Consider the following 22,505-nt stretch of genomic DNA (forward strand, 5'->3'; position numbering starts at 1 on the left):
TAAGGCGCAAAGATTTTATCTGCGATAAAATTGCACAGTGCATAGTTTATTTTATCTCGTTGATATTGCAGCTTACGCAGATTTTGAAATTTAATCTCATATCCTTTCATTTTCCCTGCTGAAAATCTTTGATTTTCTTGCGTCTTAAAACAGTATGCTATTTACCATTCTTTGCGCCTTTGCGTTTTCCAACAAAGCCAACATCAGAAAAGAAAGCCACTTTAAAACAAATTGATCAAAATTAAAAATTAAAAAAGAATCTTGGCATATCCTTATTTTATACCCGTAAATTCAATGGTTTTATAAATTTTAAGAACTACAGATGACACAGATCTTAGGATAGAATGTGTTGGTAAACGCTAAGGCGCAAAAGACTTGAATACTTCATGTTGTAAGGCGCAAAGATTTTATCTGCGATAAAATTGCACAGTGCATAGTTTATTTTATCTCGTTGATATTGCAGCTTACGCAGATTTTGAAATTTAATCTCATATCCTTTCATTCCCCAGCTGAAAATCTTTGATTTTCTTGCGTAAAAAGTATGCTATTACCATTCTTTGCGCCTTTGCGTTTCCCAAGAAAGCCACTTTAAAACAAATCGATCAAAATTAAAAATTAAAAAGAAATCTTGGCATATCCTTATTTTGTGCCCGTAAATTCAATGGTTTTATAAATTTTAAGAACTACAGATGATATAGATATTAGGATAGAATGTGTTGGTAAACGCTAAGACGCAAGGGATTTGAATACTCGATGTTGTTGTAAGGCGCAAAGATTTTATCTACGATAAAATTGCACAGTACATAGTTTATTTTATCTCGTTGATATTGCAGCTTACGCAGATTTTGAAATTTAATCTTATATCCTTTCATTTTCCTTGCTGAAAATCTTTGATTTTCTTGCGTCTTAAAACAGTATGCTATTTACCATTCTTTGCGCCTTTGCGTTTTCAAACAAACAATCAAACAAACAACACCAGAAATAAAAAAGCGCTCCAAATCAATTGAAGCGCCTATTATAGTCATCTCTTCTGAGAAATTTATTCTTAAGAATTTTCTAAGATGTAAGAGAACATCAATGGTGCACAGATCGTTGCATCACTTTCAACGATAAACTTCGGTGTAGTGATATCCAGTTTACCCCAAGTGATTTTCTCATTTGGAACCGCTCCTGAATATGAACCATACGATGTTGTAGAGTCAGAGATCTGGCAGAAATAAGACCAGAAAGGAATGTCATGCATTTCCATATCCTGATATAACATAGGTACTACACAGATTGGGAAATCCCCAGCAATACCTCCTCCAATCTGGAAGAATCCAACTCCCTTACCTCCTGAGTTTTTAGTATACCAGTCAGCAAGGTAAGTCATATACTCAATTCCTGACTTCATTGTAGTAGCTGTAAGCTCTCCTTTGATGCAGTAAGAAGCAAAAATATTACCCATTGTAGAATCTTCCCATCCCGGAACTACGATTGGCAGGTTTGCTTCTGCAGCAGCAATCATCCAGGAATTTTCTCTAGGAATCTCATAATACTGCTCCAATACTCCTGAAAGGATCATTTTGTACATAAATTCGTGCGGGAAATATCTTTCTCCTTTCGCTTCTGCATCTTTCCAGATTTCAACGATATGTTTCTGTAATCTTCTGAATGCCTCTTCTTCAGGGATACAAGTATCTGTAACTCTGTTTAATCCTCTCTCCAACAGATCCCATTCCTGTTGTGGAGTAAGGTCTCTATAGTCAGGAACTCTTTCGTAGTGGGAGTGAGCCACAAGGTTCATAAGATCCTCTTCAAGGTTTGCTCCTGTACAAGAGATGAAGTCCACTTTTCCCTGACGGATCATTTCTGCAAGGATTTTACCTAATTCAGCAGTAGACATTGCTCCTGCTAAAGTAATCATCATCTTTCCACCATCTTTAAGATGCGCCACATATCCTTTAGAGGCATCTACCAACGCTGCCGCATTGAAATGCAGAAAATATTTTTCTATAAACTCAGAAATTGGTTTGTTCATTTTTTTAATTTTTGCAAAGATAAAACTTAAAAATGGAATGCAGTCAACGCACTTGAAGAAAGTATAATGGAGGTCTTCTTTTTTATCATTTGTTAAATGCTAAAGCTGTTTTGTTGGGAAACGCAAAGGCGAAAAAGAACTTTTCATGTAGTGTGAAAGTTTTTAGGCGCAAGAAAATCTAAGATTTTCAGCAAGGTTATGTATATGGATTCAACAATTTCAATTTTATCGGAGATAAAATCTTTGCGATTTAAAGCACACATTATAAAAAACTTGCGCCTTTGCGTTTTCCAAAACAGTTGAACTAATGAAATTAAAAAAGTGGGGTTCAAAGTGAACCCCGCTTTCATTGTAATTTAATTTAATAGTTTTCAACAAAGATTTATCCTTCCCAAGGAGCTACTTTCAGGATTTCAATTTTACGTTCTCCATCTTTGAAAGGCCATTCTATAACATCTCCTACTTTATAGCCTACAACGGCAAGGGCAATATCAGAAAGTATGGAATGTTTATTCTTTTTAAGTTTTGCCTGAGTAGAAGGCACAAAAATATATTCGTGCTCCAAATCCAGGGTGTGATCTTTTAAAGTCACTTTTCTGTTAACAGTTACGATATCAGAAGGTAAATCTCTTCTTAAAACCTGTTTAGCTTTTCTAAGTTCCTGAGAAAGTCTGTTTTCTTCCTGAATGCTTACTTTCTTTCTTCTGAGTGTATCTTTTATGGCATCATAAATCCCTGTGGTTACAATAATATGATCGGACATTTTTTCAATTTTAAGATTAAATTGCGGTCATTCTCCTATGATCCAATGTAGAATATAAGCATAGATATACTGTATTCTATGGATAGAAAACTGCAAAAATAATAGATAAAAAGTTTGGAAAGTCTCCCTGTCTTGGATCCTGACAGGGCTTAATTGATAAAGTCCTTAGAACTTTTAAGAAAAGAATCTCTATGTAGATAAAGTAATGACAGCAGCAATCCTGACGCTCGGCGTATTGCAGATAAAAAGATTGTTGCTGTCATTATATTGTATTTTAATCCTAACAAATATAGGACTTAAAATCGAAATCCAGCGGCAAATCATCGTCAAATTAATATTTTTCCACCATTATCATATCTTTCAACATACTGAAAGCAATCGTTTATTTCTGAGTAAACAACTACAATTTAAACCGTCTGTTTTCTTTCTTATCAGAAAGCTTTTTCTTACTATCCAGTCTTTTCTGTTTCTGAGCTTTTGAGGGTTTCGTAGCAGTTCTTTTTTTGGGAACAATGAGAGCTTTGTTCACCAGTTCAATTATTTTCTCTATCGCTTTATTTTTATTCATCAGCTGGGTTCTGCTTTCAGAAACAGTTAAAAATAAAACTCCATCAGCATTGATTCTGTTTTTCAGTTTATCCAATATTAATGCTTTCTGATCTTCATGAAAAAAAACAGATGCACTCACTTCCCAAAGTACGGTAACAGCAGTCTCTACTTTGTTCACGTTTTGTCCTCCTGCTCCACTACTCCGGGAGGTCTTGAAACTGAGTTCTTTTGAAAAGTCTTTCATTGTATTTACTTTTTAGAACAAGAAAAAATCAAGCCCTTTCATTTATCTTTTTGTACAGTTCTATTCTATTTATTTTTCCATTTGGCGTTCTTGGCACTTCATCTATAAAAATAATCTCTTTGGGTTTGTGGAAATTTTTATCAAATGATATTTCTGAAATCCTCATGATCAGGTCCTCAGATTTATTTCCTTCTATAACCAGTATCAATTTTTGGCCCAAACTCTCGTCTTTTAGTCCTAAAAATACAACTTCATTCGGGATCATTTTTTTCACCAGGGCTTCAAGAGTTTCCGGAAAAATTTTTGCACCGCCGGAATTGATTACATTATCAATCCGTCCCAAAAATCTAAACTGTTTTTCACCTTTAATTTCAACTAAATCATTGGTTATTAATACGTCATCATTTACAGCAGGGGCAAAAATTTTTAAACATGCTCTTTCATCCAAAGAAATACTTACATTTTCAAAAGCAGTAAAATAGTCTTCCGGCTCGGGCACCAGCTGCCTTAATGCAATATGAGAAAGTGTTTCAGACATTCCATAGGTTTCAAAAATACGATTTGAAACATTCAGATTCATTTTAAGAATTTTATTTTTTAAACTCTCTGATACGGCGGCACCACCAATAATAAGATTTTTGATCAAATGAAGCTTATCCAATGAATTTTCTACCTGAAGAGGAGTCATTGCACAAAAATCTATTTCCTCCTCTACGTTTTCAACAGGTCGTAAGGATGGTTCTGATACTATCAGCCTTAATTTTCTTTCCATAGCACGCACTACCATCATTTTCCCGGAGATATATTCTACCGGCAGACATAAAAGTGCCTTGTCCCCTTTTTGTAATCCCAAAAAGTTACAGGTCATTACCGCAGAATTAATCATTTTATTTTTCTCAATTTCAAAAATCTTAGGTGTTCCGGTAGAACCTGAAGTCTGCACTTTTACCGTGTTGGCATTAAAAGACCATTCTTCTAAAAAGGATTCAACTTTTTTTTCAAATTCCGTATTGAACGATAAATTATTAATATTGAGATTATTGAAGTCTATCACCATATTCTAGTATTCATAAAAGCACAGTAAATTTAGAAAATTTTTTAAAAAGTTCTTGTAAGTAAAGAAAAAAGCTGTAAATTTGCACCACCAAAATAAAACAGACCTATAGTGTAACGGTAGCACTCCGGTTTTTGGTACCGTCAGTCGGGGTTCGAATCCCTGTGGGTCTACAAACCATTCTTCTCTAAGGATGGTTTTTGTTTTTTATACGGATCATAAATTTGATTCCTGTAATATTCTATTTTTCTATAAAGCTATTTTTATCAGCAGGACTTTTTGGGTATTTTCCAAAGATTCAATATAAAATCATTCCGAAAAGATAAATCTCTATCATTTTTTAGTGTAAAAACTAGAGATTTTTTGATAAGGTATTTGTACATTTAAAAAAAAACTATAAATTTGCATCACCAAAAATAAACAGACCTATAGTGTAACGGTAGCACTCCGGTTTTTGGTACCGTCAGTCGGGGTTCGAATCCCTGTGGGTCTACAAACCATCTTTTTCTAAGGATGGTTTTTGTTTTTTATAAAACCTTATTTTGTAATATGGATTTATTTCCTAAGAACATTAAGACTGATGCCAGTTTACACAAATCATAATCTATCATCTCCCTCTCTCTTTAACAACTTTTTGTAAAAATTCCCAATCTTCTTTCAGACTTCCCATTGTCAAGCCCTTAGGTTCTTCATACGGGTTATACAATTCTCCTTCAAGAATATTCCAGTATAAATCCTCTCTTAAAGTTATTGTACCCGCATTATCAAGCTTATTTAGCTCTCCAAGTAAACCATGTATGAGATTTTTAATCTCACTTATTTTCAATTCCGAATATATATTTTCCATCTTTAAGTTTTTGACCAAAGATAAATATCCTATGGATAATTGTAGAAAACAGGTACAAAAAAAAGACCTCAGCAAGAGGTCTAATATTATAATCAATTATTTTTTCAGCGCATCAATTTCATCCTGAATAGATTTAATCCGGTCTCTCAGTTCCTGGCTTACTTTTCCGGGAATTTTTTTAACTTTCCGTAAATCCAGTGCCAGCATAATAGAGGCAATTCCCATAAAGATAAAGGAAACTCCGGTTAGGGTAACCAAAGAAATTCCGGTAAATATAGGATTGAATATAAGCAGTAAAGAAAATATAATTCCTCCGGCACTGGCAAGAGCTATATTTCCCCAGCTCATTATTTTCATACTTTTCAGATCAAAAGCAAAGCCCAGTAGCTGAAAAGAACGGAACAGTAAGGTAAATCCTACAACAAACGGAAGTACGGCCATTGAAATCTGGGGATTTGCAATAAGGTAAAGCCCTATTGCTGTGGTTAATAATCCACTTACAAGAAACCAACCCCACCCCTGTAAGGATTTGTTGTTTTGAAGGGAAAAGAATATTTCCGTAATTCCCGAAAATAAGAATGAAACACTAAAGAAAATAGAAAGTGTAACATAAGTGGCAAGCGGCACACTGAATACATAAAAACCACAGATCAGAAAAAGAATCCCAAAAATCAATGGGATATACCAATGTTTTACAGTATTTGTAAGGGTTTGAAATAAATTGGCCATAGGTGTCTTTTTAGTGTTGCCTACTTTATGAACGGTGTTCGGCATCTCCGTGACAGCACTTTCAGACAGGCTATAATTTTCACCTAAATTTGAAATACTGCCTTTACTAAGGTACAAAAAATGACGCACATAGTGAATAAAATCGCAGATGAATTCATTTTTCCGGTCAGCTATTTAACCTTATACCCATAAGAAAACATATCCGATGCTATAATAATTCAATCCAGTCTGCTGTCAAATGCTTTATACTAATATGATACAATTACCTATATAGAGGAAAACAAAAAAAGATGAAAATAAATTTATTTTCATCTTTTAAAACATATGATTGTTTTATATTTTATTTCGGTTTATACAGTTTATACATTACAAATAAAAAGCCCAGCCAAACCGGAATTAAAATCACCTGAATTTCCATTCCTGTAATACTCATCAATATTAAAATTAAAACCAAAAAGGCAATACAGATATAATTGGATACAGGATAGAATATGGACGGAAACTTGGATTGAATCCCTGATTTATTGATAGATCTTTTAAATTTCAAATGGGTATAGCATATCATCAGCCAGTTGATAATTAATGTAGATACTACCAAAGCCATTAGGTACTCAAAAGCTTTTTCAGGAACCAGTTTATTAATGATGATACAGATTCCGGCAAAACATGAGGAAATTAGGATAGCATTCGTAGGGACAGAGTTTTTATTCAGTTTTTTCAAAAACTTCGGGGCATTCCCCTGCTGGGCAAGTCCAAAAAGCATCCGGCTGTTACTGTAAACACTGCTGTTGTAAACTGATAAAGCAGCTGTCAAAACAATTAAATTAAGAACATTCGCAATCAATGTATTGAACTGAATTACTTTACCAAAAAGACTGAATTCAAGGCCATTTAAGTTTTGAAAAACCATAACAAACGGGCTTGACCCTTCTGTAATTTCTCTCCATGGGCTTAATGAAAATAAGATCACTAATGCTCCTACATAGAAAATAAGGATTCTATAAATCACCTGATTAGTAGCCTGAGGAATTGTTTTTTCAGGATTTTTAGCTTCTGCTGCTGTAATACCGATCAGTTCCAATCCTCCAAATGAGAACATAATCATGGCCATGGCAGCAAACAAACCTGAAAATCCGGTTTCCGTTTTATTAAACAGCCCTTTTGGAAAGAAACCACCGTCATTCCATAGGTTTGTAACAGTAGCCTTCTCTCCTCCCGTTCCACTAATAAGCAGATATACTCCGAAAAGAATCATAGCAATAATGGCTACCACTTTGATGATAGAGAACCAAAATTCAGTTTCTCCATATACTTTTACAGAAGCAAGGTTGAGTGCTGTGATCACTACAAAAAAGAATAAACTGGAAACCCAGAGTGGTATTTCCGGCCACCAAAAATGGATATAGTGCCCAATAGCCGTTAATTCGGCCATACTTACAAGAATATAGAGAATCCAGTAATTCCACCCGGAAGCAAAACCCGGAAAATTTCCCCAATATCTATAGGCAAAGTGACTAAAACTTCCCGATACCGGCTCCTGAACTACCATTTCACCAAGCTGGCGCATAATAAAAAAAGCAATAATACCGGCTAAGGCATACCCTAAAATAACCGAGGGCCCGGCTAATACAGCTGCGGGTCCAATTCCTAGAAATAATCCGGTTCCTATGGCACCTCCAAGGGCAATTAATTGTATATGTCGGTTTGTTAATCCTCTAACTAAAGTTTCGTTTTGTCCTGTTTTATTTTCGTTGCTCATAGAATGAATTATTCAGGCGCTAAATATATAAAAACTTTTCACAGAAATTCTCGTTCCATAGGGCAAATTGACAATTCCGGCTCACGAAAAACAAAAAAGCTATTTTATTTTTAAAGATATTCTTTTGGAATTGAAATATTGTTCTTCTTCATATATTCCAAAAGGTTCTGGTATTTATCTTCATATCCATCGTCAGTTCCACATTTGTGTGATATACTGCAGATGTCAGAAGGTTTAATATCTAAAATATCTGAAATTTTAGCCAGGATATCCAGATTGATCTTCACCTTGGAATTTTCAATATCGGAGTATGCCTTCTGGGAAATACCCATTTCGAAGGCCATATATTCCTGAGTAAAATCTCTGCTCCTACGAATTTTCCTGATATTTTGGCCACACACTTTCATCATTTCTGTTTTAGTAGTTTTTGGTATAGTTTAGAAGATTACCTATTAGACTCTAACAAAGTTAATAAATACCTTTGGCAAAACATAATACACATTACATGATATTTATTTTCATCATAGAAAAAGACAGAAAATAAGTCTGTTTCAGAGAAAATATCACTTCGGTAAACACTATTGGAATTTATGGAGACGCAAAAATTTAATTATGACAATAATATTGTCAGGGCATTCCTCTATGCTACTATCGTATTCGGGCTCATCGGATTTCTGCTGGGACTTACTGCAGCATTAATGCTTTTCTACCCGGAATTACCTGAATTTTTATTCGGTACAGATGACACCACTATAAAAAGTTTAGCATCGGGAAATATTCAGGGACTGATCAACACTCAGGGTGCTTTAGGCTTTGGAAGAATCAGAATGCTTCACACGAGTGCCGTCATTTTTGCTTTCGTATGTAATTCCTTTTTCTGTGGTGCTTATTACAGTATGCAAAGACTCCTGAAAACAAGAATGTACAGTGATACATTATCATGGATACATTTCTGGTCATGGCAGTTTATGATCATTACTGTAGTGGTTACTTTCTTAATGGGAATAAATACTTCAAAAGAATATGCTGAACATGAGTGGCCAATCGACATATTAATTACCTTCTCATGGGTGATCTTCGGGATCAATATGTTTGGAACGATCGCTAAAAGAAGAGTAAGACATTTATATGTGGCGATATGGTTCTATGTGGCAACCTGGATTGCTGTGGCCATGCTTCACATCTTCAATAACCTTGAAGTTCCTTTATCTTTCACAAGCTGGAAATCTTATTCTGTATATGCAGGTGTAAAAGATGCATTAGTACAATGGTGGTATGGTCACAATGCGGTAGCATTCGTATTGACCACTCCTGTATTAGGTCTGATGTATTACTTTATGCCAAAAGCGGCACAACGTCCGGTATTCTCATACAAACTGTCTATTATTCACTTCTGGTCGTTGATCTTTGTATACCTTTGGGCCGGGCCTCACCACCTGCAATATACAGCATTACCGGCATGGGCACAGGCCGTAGGAACAGGATTCTCTATTATGCTTATTGCTCCGTCCTGGGGAGGAATGTTAAATGGTCTTCTTACTTTAAGAGGAGCTTGGGATAAAGTAAGAGAAAATCCTATCCTTAAATTCTTCGTGGTAGCAATTACCTGTTATGGTATGGCTACTTTTGAAGGACCTTTATTAGCAACAAAATCTTTAAATAAAATCGGTCACTACACCGACTGGGTTATCGGTCACGTACACTTAGGAGCTCTTGGATGGAATGGTTTCATGGCATTCGGGGTGATCTATTATCTGGTTCCTATTATGTGGAGAACGTCACTTTGGTCTAAAAAATTAGCCAACTGGCATTTCTGGCTGGGAACATTAGGAATTATTTTCTATGCAGTACCGATGTATATTTCTGGATTCACACAAGGATTAATGTGGAAACAATTCAATCCGGACGGAACATTATTGTGGAAAAACTGGCTGGATACTGTTACAGCAATCATTCCTTACTTTAAAATGAGATTTTTAGGAGGTATCCTTTATCTGTCCGGAGCTATTTTAATGGTAATCAATGTGATCAGAACGGTTAAAGCCGGTTCATTCCAAAAAGAAGTTCCTGCTGAAGCACCAGTTTTAGCCAATATCGGTACAGGAAGAAAAGAAGGTGAAGGGGTGCATTTGTGGTTGGAAAGAACTCCTGCACTTCTATCTATTCTTGCATTTATTACAATTGCCATTGGAGGGCTTGTGGAAATTGTTCCTACGCTATCCCTTAAGCAAAGTGTTCCTACTATTACTGCGGTAAAGCCATATACACCACTGGAACTGGAAGGAAGGGATTTATATGTCCGTGAGGGATGTAACTCTTGTCACTCCCAAATGATCAGGCCTTTCCGTGATGAGGTATTACGATTCGAAGGTAAAAACGGGCAGTATTCCAAAGCTGGAGAATTTATCTACGACAGACCATTCTTATGGGGATCCAAGAGAACAGGGCCTGATCTTCACAGAGAAGGAGGGAGAAACCCGGATTCATGGCACTTTAAACATATGTACAACCCAAGAATTACTTCTGCAGGATCCATCATGCCCCGTTTCCCTTGGCTAATTACCAATAAACTGGACCGTTCCCAAATGGTTGATAAAATAAAATTAATGAAAAATTCTTTTGATGTACCCTATACAAAAGCTCAGATTGATTCTGCAAACCAATGGGCAGACAACCAGTCAAAAGATATTGTAAAAAGAATTTATGCAGAAGCTACGGATGTAAAAGACCAGATGGCACGAGAAAAAATAGCAAAAGGATCTGCTTATGTACCACTTGAGCAAAGAGAAATTGTGGCAATGATCGCTTATCTTCAGAGATTAGGTACAGATATCAAAACGACACAGATTCAAACAGCAAGTGCAGACTAATCATTAAAATTGTATTGCAATGAAAACGAGAACCCCACTTTCAATATATATCGCAACAACGTTAGGTTTAACGATCATGGCCTTTGAAATGTTCGCTAGTGATTCCGGATATTTTTCTTCTCCATTTTTCTGGGCGCTGATACTGATTGCCATCATTCTTCTGATGATCATGAATTCTATAGGAGATATGATTGAAAATGAAAGTTTCAGCAGACTATCGGATGAAGAGAAAAAAAAGTATCTGGCGGAAAAGAGTGTTCCCTATTATGAAAAGTTATGGAACTCTGCTTTCAAAAAACAATCTGTCACTGAGGAAAAAGATATTCTTATTGACCATGGTTTTGATGGCATTACAGAGCTTGATAATTCACTTCCGAAATGGTGGATCGGCTTATTCTGGTTCGGATGTATCTTCTGTGTTGTGTATTTAACAGCTTTTAGCTTTACAGATTATGCCCACCCGGAAGCGGAATATACCAAAGAAACAAAAACAATGCTGGCTTCCATTGCAGAATTTGAAAAAACGGCACCTCAAATTAATCTGGAAACCGCAAAATACAGCGCAGACAATATTGCAGAAGGACAGGAACTTTTCAAATCCAATTGTGTGACCTGTCACGGAGATGGTGGAAAAGGAGGTATTGGCCCCAACCTTACCGACACCCACTGGATCAACATCAAAGAAAAAAGTTTATTTAAAAATGTTTTCTGGATGCTTGAAAACGGTTCTCCGAACAATCCTACCATGAGACCATTCATAAAAGACGGAACCATTACAGGAAAAGATGCTGAAAAAATTGCTGCCTATGTTTATCATATTAACCAGGAAACCTCTCCTATTACAGTTGCGCAGGGCGGTGCTGCAGCACAGGGAGAAGAGGTGAAATGGGAAAACGGAAACAATTAAAAACTAATTATCTCAATATACAAATAATGCCAAGCCCCCTTTAGAACTACATTTGAATTTTCATTTTTGCTAACTAACCTTTTCAATATTTCAACATCAAAAAATGATATAAAGGGGGCTTTTTAAAGAATAAAATCCACACCTTGGCTCGTCTTACTCAACTATTCACTTGACAACTACAGACTAAAAATTCCATAATAAGACAGCCAAGGCAGGATTTTTGCATTTGCAAGGGTACCACAGCAAAGTGAAAATAATTTAGTATTATTATCTTTGTCAGAAACCACATCGCATTTGAAACTAAAAATCAACATTACAAAACTCTTAAGGCGTATTGCAATAACCTTTATTTCGATATTGGTTCTCCTTACCCTGTTGATCCTAAGCTTAAGGCTTCCAGCCGTTCAGAACTTTATTAAAGACAAACTTATCGTCTATCTTGAGAAAAAAATCAAGACCCAGGTAAGCCTTGAAAAAGTTTATATCGGATTTCCAAACAGTCTTGTTATGGAAAATCTTTATCTCAAAGGACAGGATGTGGATACTCTTTTGTCTGTAAAAAAGCTGGATGTAGGCTTACACATGCTAAAGCTCATCAATTCTACCGCAGATATTACCTCTGTAGATATGCAGGGAGCCCGTGCTCATGTTGTAAGAAAAGCCGACGGTAAATTTAATTTTGATTACATTATTGATGCTTTTGCTACCAGTGATAAAGAAGAAAGCCCTTCCAAACCTTTCATTATTTCTCTTGATAAAATTAATTTAAAAGACGTAGGAGTCACTTTTAACGACCAGCAGTCGAGAAATGATATTAGCCTTTATTTTACATCTTTCGATACCAGGGTTAAAAAGTTTGATCTTACTAAAAATACCTATGCTGTTAATGATATTAACCTTGATGGATTAAAATTAAAACTAAAGCAAGGCCTAGTAGAAGAGGTTTCCAAAAAAGTTGAGAAAAAAGTAGATTCACTCAATGAAAAAAAGCCTATGAATATTGGGCTAAGAGGAATTAAGCTCACCAATTTCGACATTGACTACGGAGATGAAAATACTAAGACTTTCGCTAAAGTTCTGTTTAAAGAGCTCAGCACGAAAGTCAACAAAATTGATCTTGAGAATAACAACTACAGCGTTGCTAATGTATTTTTATCCGGAGCAGATATTAATGCTAACCTTTATCTTCCGGCTCAGAATGCCAATCCAAAAAAGGAAAAAGAAGCTGAAGTTTCCAAGGCATCAGATCAGGATAAGGCCATGAAACTGCTGTTAGGAAAACTTGTTCTTAATGATGTAAAAGCTACCTACAACAATACAGCAATTGCTCCTACCAAACAGGGAATGGATTTCAATCATCTGAACTTTTCAAAAATGAATATGGAGGTGAGAAGCTTCAAAATGGAGAATAATACGTTTGCGGGAACAGTAAATTCTGCAGAAGTTCAGGAAGCCAGAGGTTTGAATATTCAGAAATTCAATACAGATTTCGTGTATGGGGAAAAAGAGGCTTATCTTAAGAGTCTTTACCTTCAAACTCCCAAAACCCTTTTGCGGGATGAGGTGATCCTGAATTATAATTCTATTGACCAGCTCACTTCAAATCTGGGTGCTGTTAAAGTTTCAGCTACTATTAAAGATTCAAAAATCGGGTTTTCTGATATTTTGAATCTTGTTCCCACTTTAAAAAATACTGTTCCATTCAACAAATATCCGAATGCTGTTTTAAATCTGAATGCCAATGTAAAAGGAAGTGTCAATGATCTTTTAATCCAGGACCTTAAAGTATCAGGATTGGATCAGTTGAGAGTAGTGGCTTCAGGAAAGATCAAAAATGCAATGAATCCCGATCAGTTATATTATGATGTAAGAATCGGAGAATTTTCTTCCAGTGCCAAAACAATTTTCAATCTTGTCCCTAAAAATACAATTCCTTCCAATATTTCCCTTCCTTCTCATTTCAGCATTAAAGGAAACGCAAAAGGAACGACAAAAGTAATCAGCACAGATCTCAATCTTTATTCTACGCTTGGAAATGCAGCAATCATTGCAAATGTTGATATGCGCAGAAAAAATCATGAATTGTATGATATAAAAGCCAATCTTCAGGGAGTACAGGTGGGAAAAATCATTCAGAATAAAGATATCGGTCCTGTCACAGCCCAAATTGCAGCAAAAGGAGAAAGCTTTGATTTTAAAAATGCCAATGCAGACTTAAAAGGGCACGTAGCTTCGGCGGTCTATAAAGGTTACCGATACCAGCATATGAATCTGACCGGAAAAATTAACAAAGGGGTTTATCATATTATTTTAGATTCCAAAGATCCGAATGCCAGTTTACAACTGACCGCGTCTGGTGTTTATAATGAAAAAAATCCTACGGTAAAAGTAAATGGAGAGATCATCAAACTGGATGTTAACAAGCTTGGCTTTTACGATAAACAGATGATTATTGCCGGAAAAATTGATGGAGACTTTAGCAGTTTAGATCCTAATAACCTAAATGGCTATTTAAACCTTAAAGATTTTGCTTTTTCCGATACCAAAGAAGTTTATCCTGTGCAGGAAGTCAATTTAAAAGCATCTTCTACCAACGATTCAACACAGATTATATTCAATTCTCAAATTGCAGATGTTGAGCTAAAAGGAAAATACAAGCTCACTCAGATCTTCGGAGCTTTAACGCAGACCATCAATCAGTATTACCAGTTTCAGAAGCCGGATAAAACACAGAAAATTGATCCGGGGCAGCATTTTAACTTTCTGGCAAAGATTAAAAATGATGACCTTATCAGAAAATTTGTTCCTGACCTGAAGAGTTTTGAAACCATTAATCTGACAGGAAATTATGATGCAGATTCCCAGAAGATTGAGATTGACGGGCAAATTCCCCAGTTGCTATATGGTGAAAATTCCATTGAAAATGCAGCACTGAAAGTCACGAATGAAAATCAGGCGTTACAGTATAACCTTAATGTAGCCGCTCTGAAAAGTTCCAGCTTAACTTTAAAGAAAATTAATATTGGTGGAGATGTAGCCGATAATACGATTAATTACAATGTTACTACTAAAGATGATAAAGATGCCACTCAGTTCCTCATTGCAGGAAATGCAAAATCACTGAATGACATTACAGAAATATCATTGAATCCCAATGGGCTAAAACTCAACTATGCAGATTGGAATGTTGCCGAAAACAATAAAATTCAGATCAGTAATAAAGGGATTTTAGCAGACAACTTCATCCTGTCTAATGGAGGAAGTGAAATATCTCTTCAATCGGAGAATGACAGTCCAAATAGTCCTTTGAATATTTCGTTGAAAGATTTTAAAATTGAAACCATTACAGAACTTATTAAAAAAGATACGGTTCTGGCAAAAGGTACCATTAATGGTACGGCTCAGCTGAGGGATGTGATGAAAAAGATGACCTTCACTTCGGATTTAAATATTTCAAATCTGATTGTGTATGGAAGTCCTGTCGGAAATCTTGCTGTAAAGGTGAATAATTCTTCACCGAATCTTTTAAATGCTGATATCGTTCTTTCCGGAAATAATAATGATGTGAAAATTCTTGGAGATTATAATACTTCTTCAAGCACCTTTGATCTGAATATGGCTATCAATCAGCTTCAGATGAAAAGTATCCAGGGCTTTTCCATGAATGCAATTACCAATACGGAGGGTTATCTCTCGGGGAATTTAAAAATCACAGGCAGTTCGGAAAAACCCAATATCTTAGGAAAAGTAAAATTCAATGATGCCGGTCTTGAAATTGCAAAAACAGGAAGTGATTTCAGGAAGCTCAATGATGAGATAGACTTTACCAGCCGTGGTATTGAATTTAATAAATTTAAGATCAATGACAAAGACGGAAACGCTCTTGTTGTAGATGGACAGGTACTTACTCAGACTTATAGGGATTTCGCCTTTAATCTTAATGTAAATGCTAAAGATTTTAAAGTGGTGAACTCTGAGAAATCAAATGATGCCATGATGTATGGAGTTCTTGCTATTGATGCCGGACTTCGTATCCGTGGAAACCTTGATTTGCCAAAGGTAGACGGAAGACTAAGCGTGGCAGACAATACTGATTTCACTTTTGTACTTCCTCAGTCTACTCCATCCCTGCAGGAAAGAGACGGCATTGTAGAGTTTATTGATCAGGATCAGGTGGTCCTCAATAAAACGGTAAAAGCAGATTCTCTTAATGCACAAAGCCGTATCAAAGGAATGGATGTAAGTGTTAATATTGAAGTAAGCAAAGAAGCAAAAATTTCGCTGATTATAGACAAGGCCAACGGAGATTTTGTACAACTTCAGGGAGAGGCTGAACTTACCGGAGGGATAGATCCGTCAGGGAAAACTACACTCGTAGGGGTATATGAAGTAGAAAAAGGAAGCTATGACCTTTCTGTGAGTTTCCTGAAACGTAAGTTTGATATTCAGAAAGGAAGTACCATTACCTGGACCGGAGAGCCTACGACAGCCATCATGGATATTACCGCAGTTTATAAGACTGAAGCCGCTCCTATTGACCTCGTAGAACAGCAGATAGGTACTGACGGAGGAGCATCCTTTATGAATCAGTTTAAGCAGAGGATACCATTCAATGCTTTACTGAAAATGAAAGGTGAGCTCCTGAAGCCTCAGCTTAGCTTTGATGTTACCACAGAAGAAAAAAATAACGCTGTAGCAACTAATGTAAAAGATATTGTTGATCAGAAACTGGCCCAGCTCAGAACCCAGGAATCTGAATTGAATAAGCAGGTATTTGCTTTACTTCTCCTGAACCGTTTTATTGGAGAAAATCCTTTTGAAAGCGGTGCCGGAATGTCTGCAGAAACCATGGCAAGACAGAGTGTGAGTAAAATTCTCTCCCAGCAACTGAATAATCTTGCTGCCGGATTGATAAAAGGGGTTGATCTCAATTTCGGGCTTGATTCCTCAGATGATTATTCAACAGGACAGAAAAATACCCGAACAGACCTTAATGTAGATATCAGCAAAAAACTGTTGAATGACAGACTGAAAGTAACGGTAGGAAGTAATTTCGGACTGGAGGGTGATGCCCGTCAAAATGAAAACATGACGAATATTGCCGGCAATGTCTCTGTGGACTACAGCCTGTCTAAAGACGGCAGATACATGCTGCGCGCTTACCGTAAAGATGAATATCAGGTGGCTCTTCAGGGGCAGATCATAGAAACCGGAGTAGGATTTATCATTACATTGGATTATGACAAATTCCGGGAAATATTTCAAAAGTCAAAGGAGAAGAAACCTAAAAAGAATCAAAATAACCAAGTGGTAGAATTTAAATAATGAGTAATAAGTTCCATACATATTGTAAATATCTGTTTGTTTCCGGGATTTCATCGGTAGCTATTTCCTGCAGCAATACCAAATATTTAAGAGAGGGTCAGATGCTCTATACCGGTGCAGAGGTAAAAATCTTAAATGACACTATTTCGAAAAAAGAGAAAAAAGACCTCCAGTCAGCACTGGAGGCCAACCTTACTCCCAAACCGAATTCTACATTTCTGGGACTTCGTCCAAAGTTATATTTCTATAATATAGCTAAGGAACCCAAGAAAGACAAAGGTTTTAATTACTGGCTTAAATATAAAGTAGGTGAAAAGCCTGTACTATTAGGTGATGTAGACCGTGAATTCAATAAAGACATTATTGAAAACTATTCTGAAAATAAAGGATATTTCAATGCACGGGCAACTTATGATACGGTTTCAAAGAACAAAAAAGCTCAGGTTATTTATACGGTAAGACCTGGTGCCAGATATATGATTGAGGGCGTAAAATTCCAGAAAGACTCTACCCTCGTTAATCAGGAAATTCAAAGTTTAACCAATAAAACGCTTCTTAAAAACGGAAAACCCTTTGATCTGGATGTCATCAAGACTGAAAGGGAAAGAATTGATAATGGCTTAAAAGAAAGAGGATTTTATTACTTCCATCCCGATAATATTATTGTACAGGCAGACAGTACTGTAAATAAAAATCATAAGGTTGAGCTCAACGTAAAACTTAAAGATAATACCCCGGATCTGGCCACCCAACAGTTTAGTATTGATAAGGTGATTGTATTTCCCAATTATAATATCCAGGATGTAAAAGATGGGAAATACAGTATCCCAATGGATAAAGACTCTCTCTCTAAGTATGCTTTCGATGATATGTATGTTATTGATCCGCAACATAAATTCAAACCAAAAATTTTCGACAGAGCTTTATATTTTAAAAAAGGAGATCTTTATAACCGTTCCAACCATAACCTTACGCTAAACCGGTTAATAAGTCTGGGAGTTTTCAAGTTTGTAAAGAATGAATTTGTTGTCGCTGACTCATTATCTCATAAATTTGATGCTTATTATTTACTGACTCCAAGGCAAATCCAGTCACTTCGTCTGGAAGCACTGGGCAGAACAAACTCCGCAAACTATGCCGGTAGTGAGCTGAATCTGAACTGGACACACCGGAATTTCTTCCGTGGGGCAGAGCAATTTAAAGCCGCTATTTACGGAGCTTTTGATTTCCAGATGGGTGGTCCTAAAGATGCCAACAATATTTTCCGTGGAGGAACTAATGTGCAGCTTTCCATTCCAAGAATTGTAGCACCTTTCCGTTTTCATTCTTCCAGCGAATTTGTTCCGAGAACCAATATCACATTAGGATACGAATTTCAGAACAGAACAAAATATTATACGCTTAATAACTTCACCGGATCATTTGGGTACACCTGGAAAGAAAATGCCAGAAAAGAGCATGAACTGAAGGTAATTGACATTACCCTGGTTTCTCCGGCTAAAGTTACAGAGGAATACATAATGAAATCTGAAGGTAAACCTGCCATGCAACGAATTGTAGAAAGACAGCTTATTTTCGGACCTACCTATTCTTATACTTATACGAATACAATGCTTCCCAGAACAAATACATTCTACTATAAAGGAACGCTTGACCTGGCAGGAAACATTACAGGACTGGTTACTGGAGCCAATATAAAGAAAGATAAGCAAAAAGAAATTTTCGGAATTCCTTTCAGTCAATATGTTAAGATTGAAAATGATTTGAGGTTCTATCATAAGTTTACTGAGAAATCCTCACTGGCAACAAGAGTAATTGCCGGAATAGCTTATCCGTATGGAAATTCAGAATTTATTCCTTTTTCCAAGCAGTTTTTCTCGGGAGGGAGTAACAGTATCAGAGCTTTCCGAGCAAGAACATTAGGACCCGGGAGTTTTGATCCCAGAACCTTAGAGGAAGGTGCCTATTTTGATCAGTCCGGAGATATAAGGCTGGAATTTAATGCCGAATACCGTGCTAATCTATATAAATTTCTGAATGCTGCAGTTTTTGTGGATGCCGGAAACATATGGCTGATCAATAGTGATAAAGATAGGCCCGGCGCCAAATTCTCAAAAGATTTTTTAAATGAAATTGCTGTGGGAGCAGGAGTTGGTCTGAGACTTGATTTTTCTATCCTGATCTTACGATTAGATTTAGCTATGCCATTGCGGGTACCTTATTATGAAAAAGGAGACAGATGGGCTTTCGATAAAATTAATTTCGGAGATTCCAGCTGGAGAAAAGATAATCTTATTTTAAATATTGCCATCGGATATCCATTTTAATATGATCAATAATATAAAATTTTTCTGGGAGGTTCTAAAGGAAACATTTACAGAATGGAACAGCTCTTCCGCGTCAAAAGACTCGGCAAGTCTGGCCTATTATGCCATTTTTTCTATTCCGGGATTATTAATTATTATTATCTGGGTATTGGGGAATTTTTTTGGCGAAGAAGCTATACGTGGGCAGATAAGTACTCAGATCAGCGGCATTATGGGGCCTGACGTAGCAAAAAGTATTGAAGGGATGCTGGCTGGAGCACTGATTGACAAAAAAAACATTTTTATGAAAGCTGTAGGAGTAGGATCTTTAGTTTTTGGTTCTACAACTCTTTTCTTTCAACTTCAACATTCACTCAACGCACTTTGGGATGTAGAAGCGGCTCCTAAAAAAGCGCTGCTCAAATTTTTACTGGACCGGGCCAATTCCCTGGGAATGATTCTTATCCTGGGCTTTTTATTGATGATCACGATGATCTTATCTTCCCTTATCAGTCTTTTTAATACAATCATTACCCAATATTTCGGTTTTGAAACTTATATGCTTGTAGAATTAGTGAACTTTGCCATAGGTTTTGGGCTCGTCATGCTTTTGTTTGCTTTAATGTTTAAGGTTCTTCCGGATGTACTGATCTCCTGGAAATCGGTGTGGAGAGGTGCTTTTTTAACAACCGCTCTATTTACATTAGGAAAGTTTCTATTAAGTCTTTATTTCAGCCAGGTAAAGCCCACTTCCACTTTTGGAGCTGCCGGAACTGTGATTCTGATTATGATGTGGATCAATTATTCCTGTATGCTGATATTTTTCGGTGCCAAATTCACCAAAGTCTACACGTACAAAAAAGGATACAAAGTGGTTCTTTCCAAACATGCAAGATGGAGTCCTGCGAAACTATATGCAGATAGCCTTAAGCAGATGCATGGTAAGGATGATAAACTGCAGGATACATGATGCAAGAAGAAGGGTGTGAAACGTAGTTTTTGGGTTTAATCTAATGTAAAGAATTTTTATCTAGCTTCTACTCTCCGGCTTTTCACTGCTATTATATAATATATTTTACAAAAAAAAATGCCTCCTGAATTCAGGAGGCGTATTATTTTCTACATTCTGTTTACGGTTCCGATTCCCAGAAGCTCTAAAGATTTTTTAATCGTCTTGGCTGTAAGGTCTGAAACATTCAGACGGAATTGTTTTACATTTTCATCATCCTGAATCAGGATTGGGTTATTCTGATAGAAAGAGTTATATGCTTTCACAAGATCATATACATAATTAGCCACTAAAGCCGGGCTTAATGTTTCTGCTGATTTGGCTACTACAGTCTTAAAGTTGGTCAACTGCATAATCAGCTCTTTCTCAGATTGATTGAAAACTACATCAGCTGTCTCTTTCTGGGTATAGCCTGCTTTAGATAACAATGACTGAATACGTGCATAAGTATACTGGATGAATGGTCCTGTATTCCCGTTGAAATCAATACTTTCGGCAGGATTGAAAAGCATTTTTTTCTTAGGGTCTACTTTTAGCATAAAATATTTTAATGCTCCAAGTCCTACTGTCTCATAAGAAGCTTCTTTATCTTCTTCTGAAAGAGTCTCCAGTTTCCCAAGCTCCTGAGCCTTAGATTTCGCAGTTTCATACATTTCCTGCATCAGGTCATCAGCATCTACTACCGTTCCTTCACGGGATTTCATTTTACCTTCAGGAAGCTCTACCATTCCATAAGAAAGGTGATAAAGCTGGTCTGCCCACTCATAACCCAGCTTCTTTAAAATCTTAAATAAGACCTGGAAGTGATAATCCTGTTCATTTCCTACGGTATAAATCAGCTTCTTGATATCGCTTTGTTTAAAACGTCCAACAGCAGTTCCTAAATCCTGTGTCATGTAAACGGATGTACCGTCAGAACGTAATAACAACTTCTGATCAAGTCCTTCATCCGTAAGGTCACACCAAACAGAGCCATCTTCTTTTTGATATAAAACTCCGTCATCCAACCCTTGCTGAATAATATCCTTTCCTAACAGATAAGTATTGCTTTCGTATTGAACCTGGTCAAAATCAACACCTAATCTTTTATAGGTTTCATTGAATCCTTTATATACCCAAGAATTCATTTCTGCCCAAAGGTTTCTTACCATTTCATCTCCATTTTCCCAATCTAAAAGCATTTTTTGCGCTTCTTTTATCATCGGAGCATCTTTCTTAGCCTGCTCTTCTCCTACTCCCTGTCCTACAAGATCTGCAATTTCTTTTTTGTATTTTTTATCAAATTCTACATAGTAGTTTCCTACAAATTTATCTCCTTTGGTATTGGTTGTTTCCGGGGTTTCGCCATTTCCAAATTTCACCCAAGCCAACATCGACTTACAGATATGGATTCCTCTATCATTGATAATTTGCGTTTTGATCACATCATAGCCAGCCTCTTTTAAGATCTGAGCTACAGAAAATCCTAATAAGTTATTTCTGATATGCCCCAAGTGTAAAGGCTTATTGGTATTCGGTGAAGAATACTCTACCATCACTGTAGCATTTTTCTTTTCTATTGTTGAAAAACCATTGCTTACGGATCTGAAGTTATCCACAAACAACTGGTTTTTAACTTTAACATTCAAAAAACCTTTTACCACATTAAAGCTTTCAAATAAATCTGATTGTTCCGTTAAAGCTTCCCCTAATTCAACTCCAATGCTTTCCGGATTTTTCTTTAATTGTTTTACCAACGGAAAAGTAACAATGGTAAAGTCACCCTCAAATTCCGTTTTATTTTCCTGAACCTCCAGCTTAATGTCTTTTAATTGATATACATTTAAAATAACCTCTGAAAGTTTCCCTTCTATAATATCTTTAATATTCATGTGTATATATTACTTTTTTAAAGGCCACATGGAATAGCCTTACTTCATCTCAAAAATTTGAAGTACAAATTTAGTGAAATAAAAAAGACAACCCTATACATCAAGATCACAGAGTTTCAATTATTTAATTTATTTTTCACATTATTACACTGAAAAGCAATAAATTACCAATAATTTTCCTATATTTATTTTACTAATTAAAACAAAATATATCATGAAAAATCTAAGAAAAATCTCTAAAACAGAACTTAA

Annotated in this window: 14 protein-coding genes and 2 tRNA genes; 7 read left to right on the forward strand and 9 right to left on the reverse strand. The window is 36.2% G+C overall.

The window, feature by feature from the left end:
* Positions 1–1,045: 1,045 nt before the first annotated feature.
* From MP477_RS07040 to MP477_RS07055, 4 genes are all read right to left on the reverse strand, one after another.
* The gene (locus tag MP477_RS07040; protein ID WP_230038099.1) at positions 1,046–2,020 is read right to left on the reverse strand and encodes a deoxyhypusine synthase family protein; all 975 of its coding nucleotides are present in this window, start codon (positions 2,018–2,020) and stop codon (positions 1,046–1,048) included.
* Between the two features lie 382 nt (positions 2,021–2,402).
* Positions 2,403–2,783 (reverse strand): GreA/GreB family elongation factor, encoded by a 381-nt coding sequence (locus tag MP477_RS07045; RefSeq protein ID WP_257189754.1) that lies wholly within the window; start codon positions 2,781–2,783, stop codon positions 2,403–2,405.
* Positions 2,784–3,183: 400 nt separating this feature from the next.
* Complete coding sequence (arfB, locus tag MP477_RS07050) at positions 3,184–3,576, reverse strand: alternative ribosome rescue aminoacyl-tRNA hydrolase ArfB (RefSeq protein ID WP_230038103.1); 393 nt, start codon at positions 3,574–3,576, stop codon at positions 3,184–3,186.
* A gap of 28 nt (positions 3,577–3,604) precedes the next feature.
* Positions 3,605–4,633, reverse strand: a complete 1,029-nt coding sequence (locus tag MP477_RS07055) for an AMP-binding protein (RefSeq protein WP_257189755.1) — start codon at positions 4,631–4,633, stop codon at positions 3,605–3,607.
* 99 nt (positions 4,634–4,732) lie between these two features.
* Here MP477_RS07055 and MP477_RS07060 point away from each other — a divergent pair.
* Together MP477_RS07060 and MP477_RS07065 are read left to right on the forward strand one after the other, a co-directional pair.
* Positions 4,733–4,803: transfer RNA gene (locus MP477_RS07060), tRNA-Gln, on the forward strand.
* 249 nt (positions 4,804–5,052) lie between these two features.
* Positions 5,053–5,123 (forward strand) — tRNA-Gln (locus tag MP477_RS07065).
* Positions 5,124–5,237: 114 nt separating this feature from the next.
* Here MP477_RS07065 and MP477_RS07070 read toward each other — a convergent pair.
* From MP477_RS07070 to MP477_RS07085, 4 genes are all read right to left on the reverse strand, one after another.
* Positions 5,238–5,477 (reverse strand): hypothetical protein, encoded by a 240-nt coding sequence (locus MP477_RS07070; protein ID WP_257189756.1) that lies wholly within the window; start codon positions 5,475–5,477, stop codon positions 5,238–5,240.
* 96 nt (positions 5,478–5,573) lie between these two features.
* Positions 5,574–6,206: an HdeD family acid-resistance protein gene (locus MP477_RS07075; RefSeq protein WP_257189757.1), complete on the reverse strand. Its 633-nt coding sequence runs from the start codon at positions 6,204–6,206 to the stop codon at positions 5,574–5,576.
* Positions 6,207–6,546: 340 nt separating this feature from the next.
* Entirely contained in the window at positions 6,547–7,965 is a 1,419-nt protein-coding gene (locus tag MP477_RS07080) for an amino acid permease (protein ID WP_257189758.1), read from the reverse strand.
* 110 nt (positions 7,966–8,075) lie between these two features.
* Positions 8,076–8,375, reverse strand: coding sequence for a helix-turn-helix domain-containing protein (locus MP477_RS07085; RefSeq protein WP_257189759.1), 300 nt, complete (start codon positions 8,373–8,375; stop codon positions 8,076–8,078).
* Between the two features lie 180 nt (positions 8,376–8,555).
* Between MP477_RS07085 and ccoN the strand changes: the two genes are divergently transcribed.
* From ccoN to MP477_RS07110, 5 genes are all read left to right on the forward strand, one after another.
* Positions 8,556–10,835 (forward strand): cytochrome-c oxidase, cbb3-type subunit I, encoded by a 2,280-nt coding sequence (ccoN, locus tag MP477_RS07090; protein WP_257189760.1) that lies wholly within the window; start codon positions 8,556–8,558, stop codon positions 10,833–10,835.
* A 19-nt stretch (positions 10,836–10,854) separates the two neighbouring features.
* The gene (locus tag MP477_RS07095; protein WP_230038115.1) at positions 10,855–11,742 is read left to right on the forward strand and encodes a cbb3-type cytochrome c oxidase N-terminal domain-containing protein; all 888 of its coding nucleotides are present in this window, start codon (positions 10,855–10,857) and stop codon (positions 11,740–11,742) included.
* 294 nt (positions 11,743–12,036) lie between these two features.
* Positions 12,037–17,067: a translocation/assembly module TamB gene (locus MP477_RS07100; protein WP_257189761.1), complete on the forward strand. Its 5,031-nt coding sequence runs from the start codon at positions 12,037–12,039 to the stop codon at positions 17,065–17,067.
* Entirely contained in the window at positions 17,067–19,394 is a 2,328-nt protein-coding gene (locus MP477_RS07105) for a BamA/TamA family outer membrane protein (protein ID WP_257189762.1), read from the forward strand. Before MP477_RS07100 ends, MP477_RS07105 begins: the two co-directional genes overlap by 1 nt.
* Before the next feature lies 1 nt (position 19,395).
* Complete coding sequence (locus tag MP477_RS07110; protein WP_230038121.1) at positions 19,396–20,343, forward strand: YihY/virulence factor BrkB family protein; 948 nt, start codon at positions 19,396–19,398, stop codon at positions 20,341–20,343.
* A 149-nt stretch (positions 20,344–20,492) separates the two neighbouring features.
* Here the strand turns inward: MP477_RS07110 and argS are convergent, their stop codons facing one another.
* The gene (gene argS, locus MP477_RS07115; RefSeq protein ID WP_257189763.1) at positions 20,493–22,253 is read right to left on the reverse strand and encodes an arginine--tRNA ligase; all 1,761 of its coding nucleotides are present in this window, start codon (positions 22,251–22,253) and stop codon (positions 20,493–20,495) included.
* Between the last annotated feature and the right edge of the window lie 252 nt (positions 22,254–22,505).

This window comes from Chryseobacterium sp. WG23, from assembly GCF_024586575.1.
Lineage (GTDB): Bacteria > Bacteroidota > Bacteroidia > Flavobacteriales > Weeksellaceae > Chryseobacterium.

What these genes read in the sequence shown, in the direction of transcription:
- MP477_RS07075 (WP_257189757.1), bottom strand. Translation starts at nt 6,206, where the DNA reads ATGGCCAATTTATTTCAAACCCTTACAAATACTGTAAAACATTGGTAT.
- ccoN (WP_257189760.1), top strand. Translation starts at nt 8,556, where the DNA reads ATGGAGACGCAAAAATTTAATTATGACAATAATATTGTCAGGGCATTC.
- MP477_RS07095 (WP_230038115.1), top strand. Translation starts at nt 10,855, where the DNA reads ATGAAAACGAGAACCCCACTTTCAATATATATCGCAACAACGTTAGGT.
- MP477_RS07045 (WP_257189754.1), bottom strand. Translation starts at nt 2,783, where the DNA reads ATGTCCGATCATATTATTGTAACCACAGGGATTTATGATGCCATAAAA.
- MP477_RS07070 (WP_257189756.1), bottom strand. Translation starts at nt 5,477, where the DNA reads ATGGAAAATATATATTCGGAATTGAAAATAAGTGAGATTAAAAATCTC.
- MP477_RS07040 (WP_230038099.1), bottom strand. Translation starts at nt 2,020, where the DNA reads ATGAACAAACCAATTTCTGAGTTTATAGAAAAATATTTTCTGCATTTC.
- MP477_RS07110 (WP_230038121.1), top strand. Translation starts at nt 19,396, where the DNA reads ATGATCAATAATATAAAATTTTTCTGGGAGGTTCTAAAGGAAACATTT.
- MP477_RS07085 (WP_257189759.1), bottom strand. Translation starts at nt 8,375, where the DNA reads ATGATGAAAGTGTGTGGCCAAAATATCAGGAAAATTCGTAGGAGCAGA.
- arfB (WP_230038103.1), bottom strand. Translation starts at nt 3,576, where the DNA reads ATGAAAGACTTTTCAAAAGAACTCAGTTTCAAGACCTCCCGGAGTAGT.
- argS (WP_257189763.1), bottom strand. Translation starts at nt 22,253, where the DNA reads ATGAATATTAAAGATATTATAGAAGGGAAACTTTCAGAGGTTATTTTA.
- MP477_RS07055 (WP_257189755.1), bottom strand. Translation starts at nt 4,633, where the DNA reads ATGGTGATAGACTTCAATAATCTCAATATTAATAATTTATCGTTCAAT.
- MP477_RS07080 (WP_257189758.1), bottom strand. Translation starts at nt 7,965, where the DNA reads ATGAGCAACGAAAATAAAACAGGACAAAACGAAACTTTAGTTAGAGGA.
- MP477_RS07105 (WP_257189762.1), top strand. Translation starts at nt 17,067, where the DNA reads ATGAGTAATAAGTTCCATACATATTGTAAATATCTGTTTGTTTCCGGG.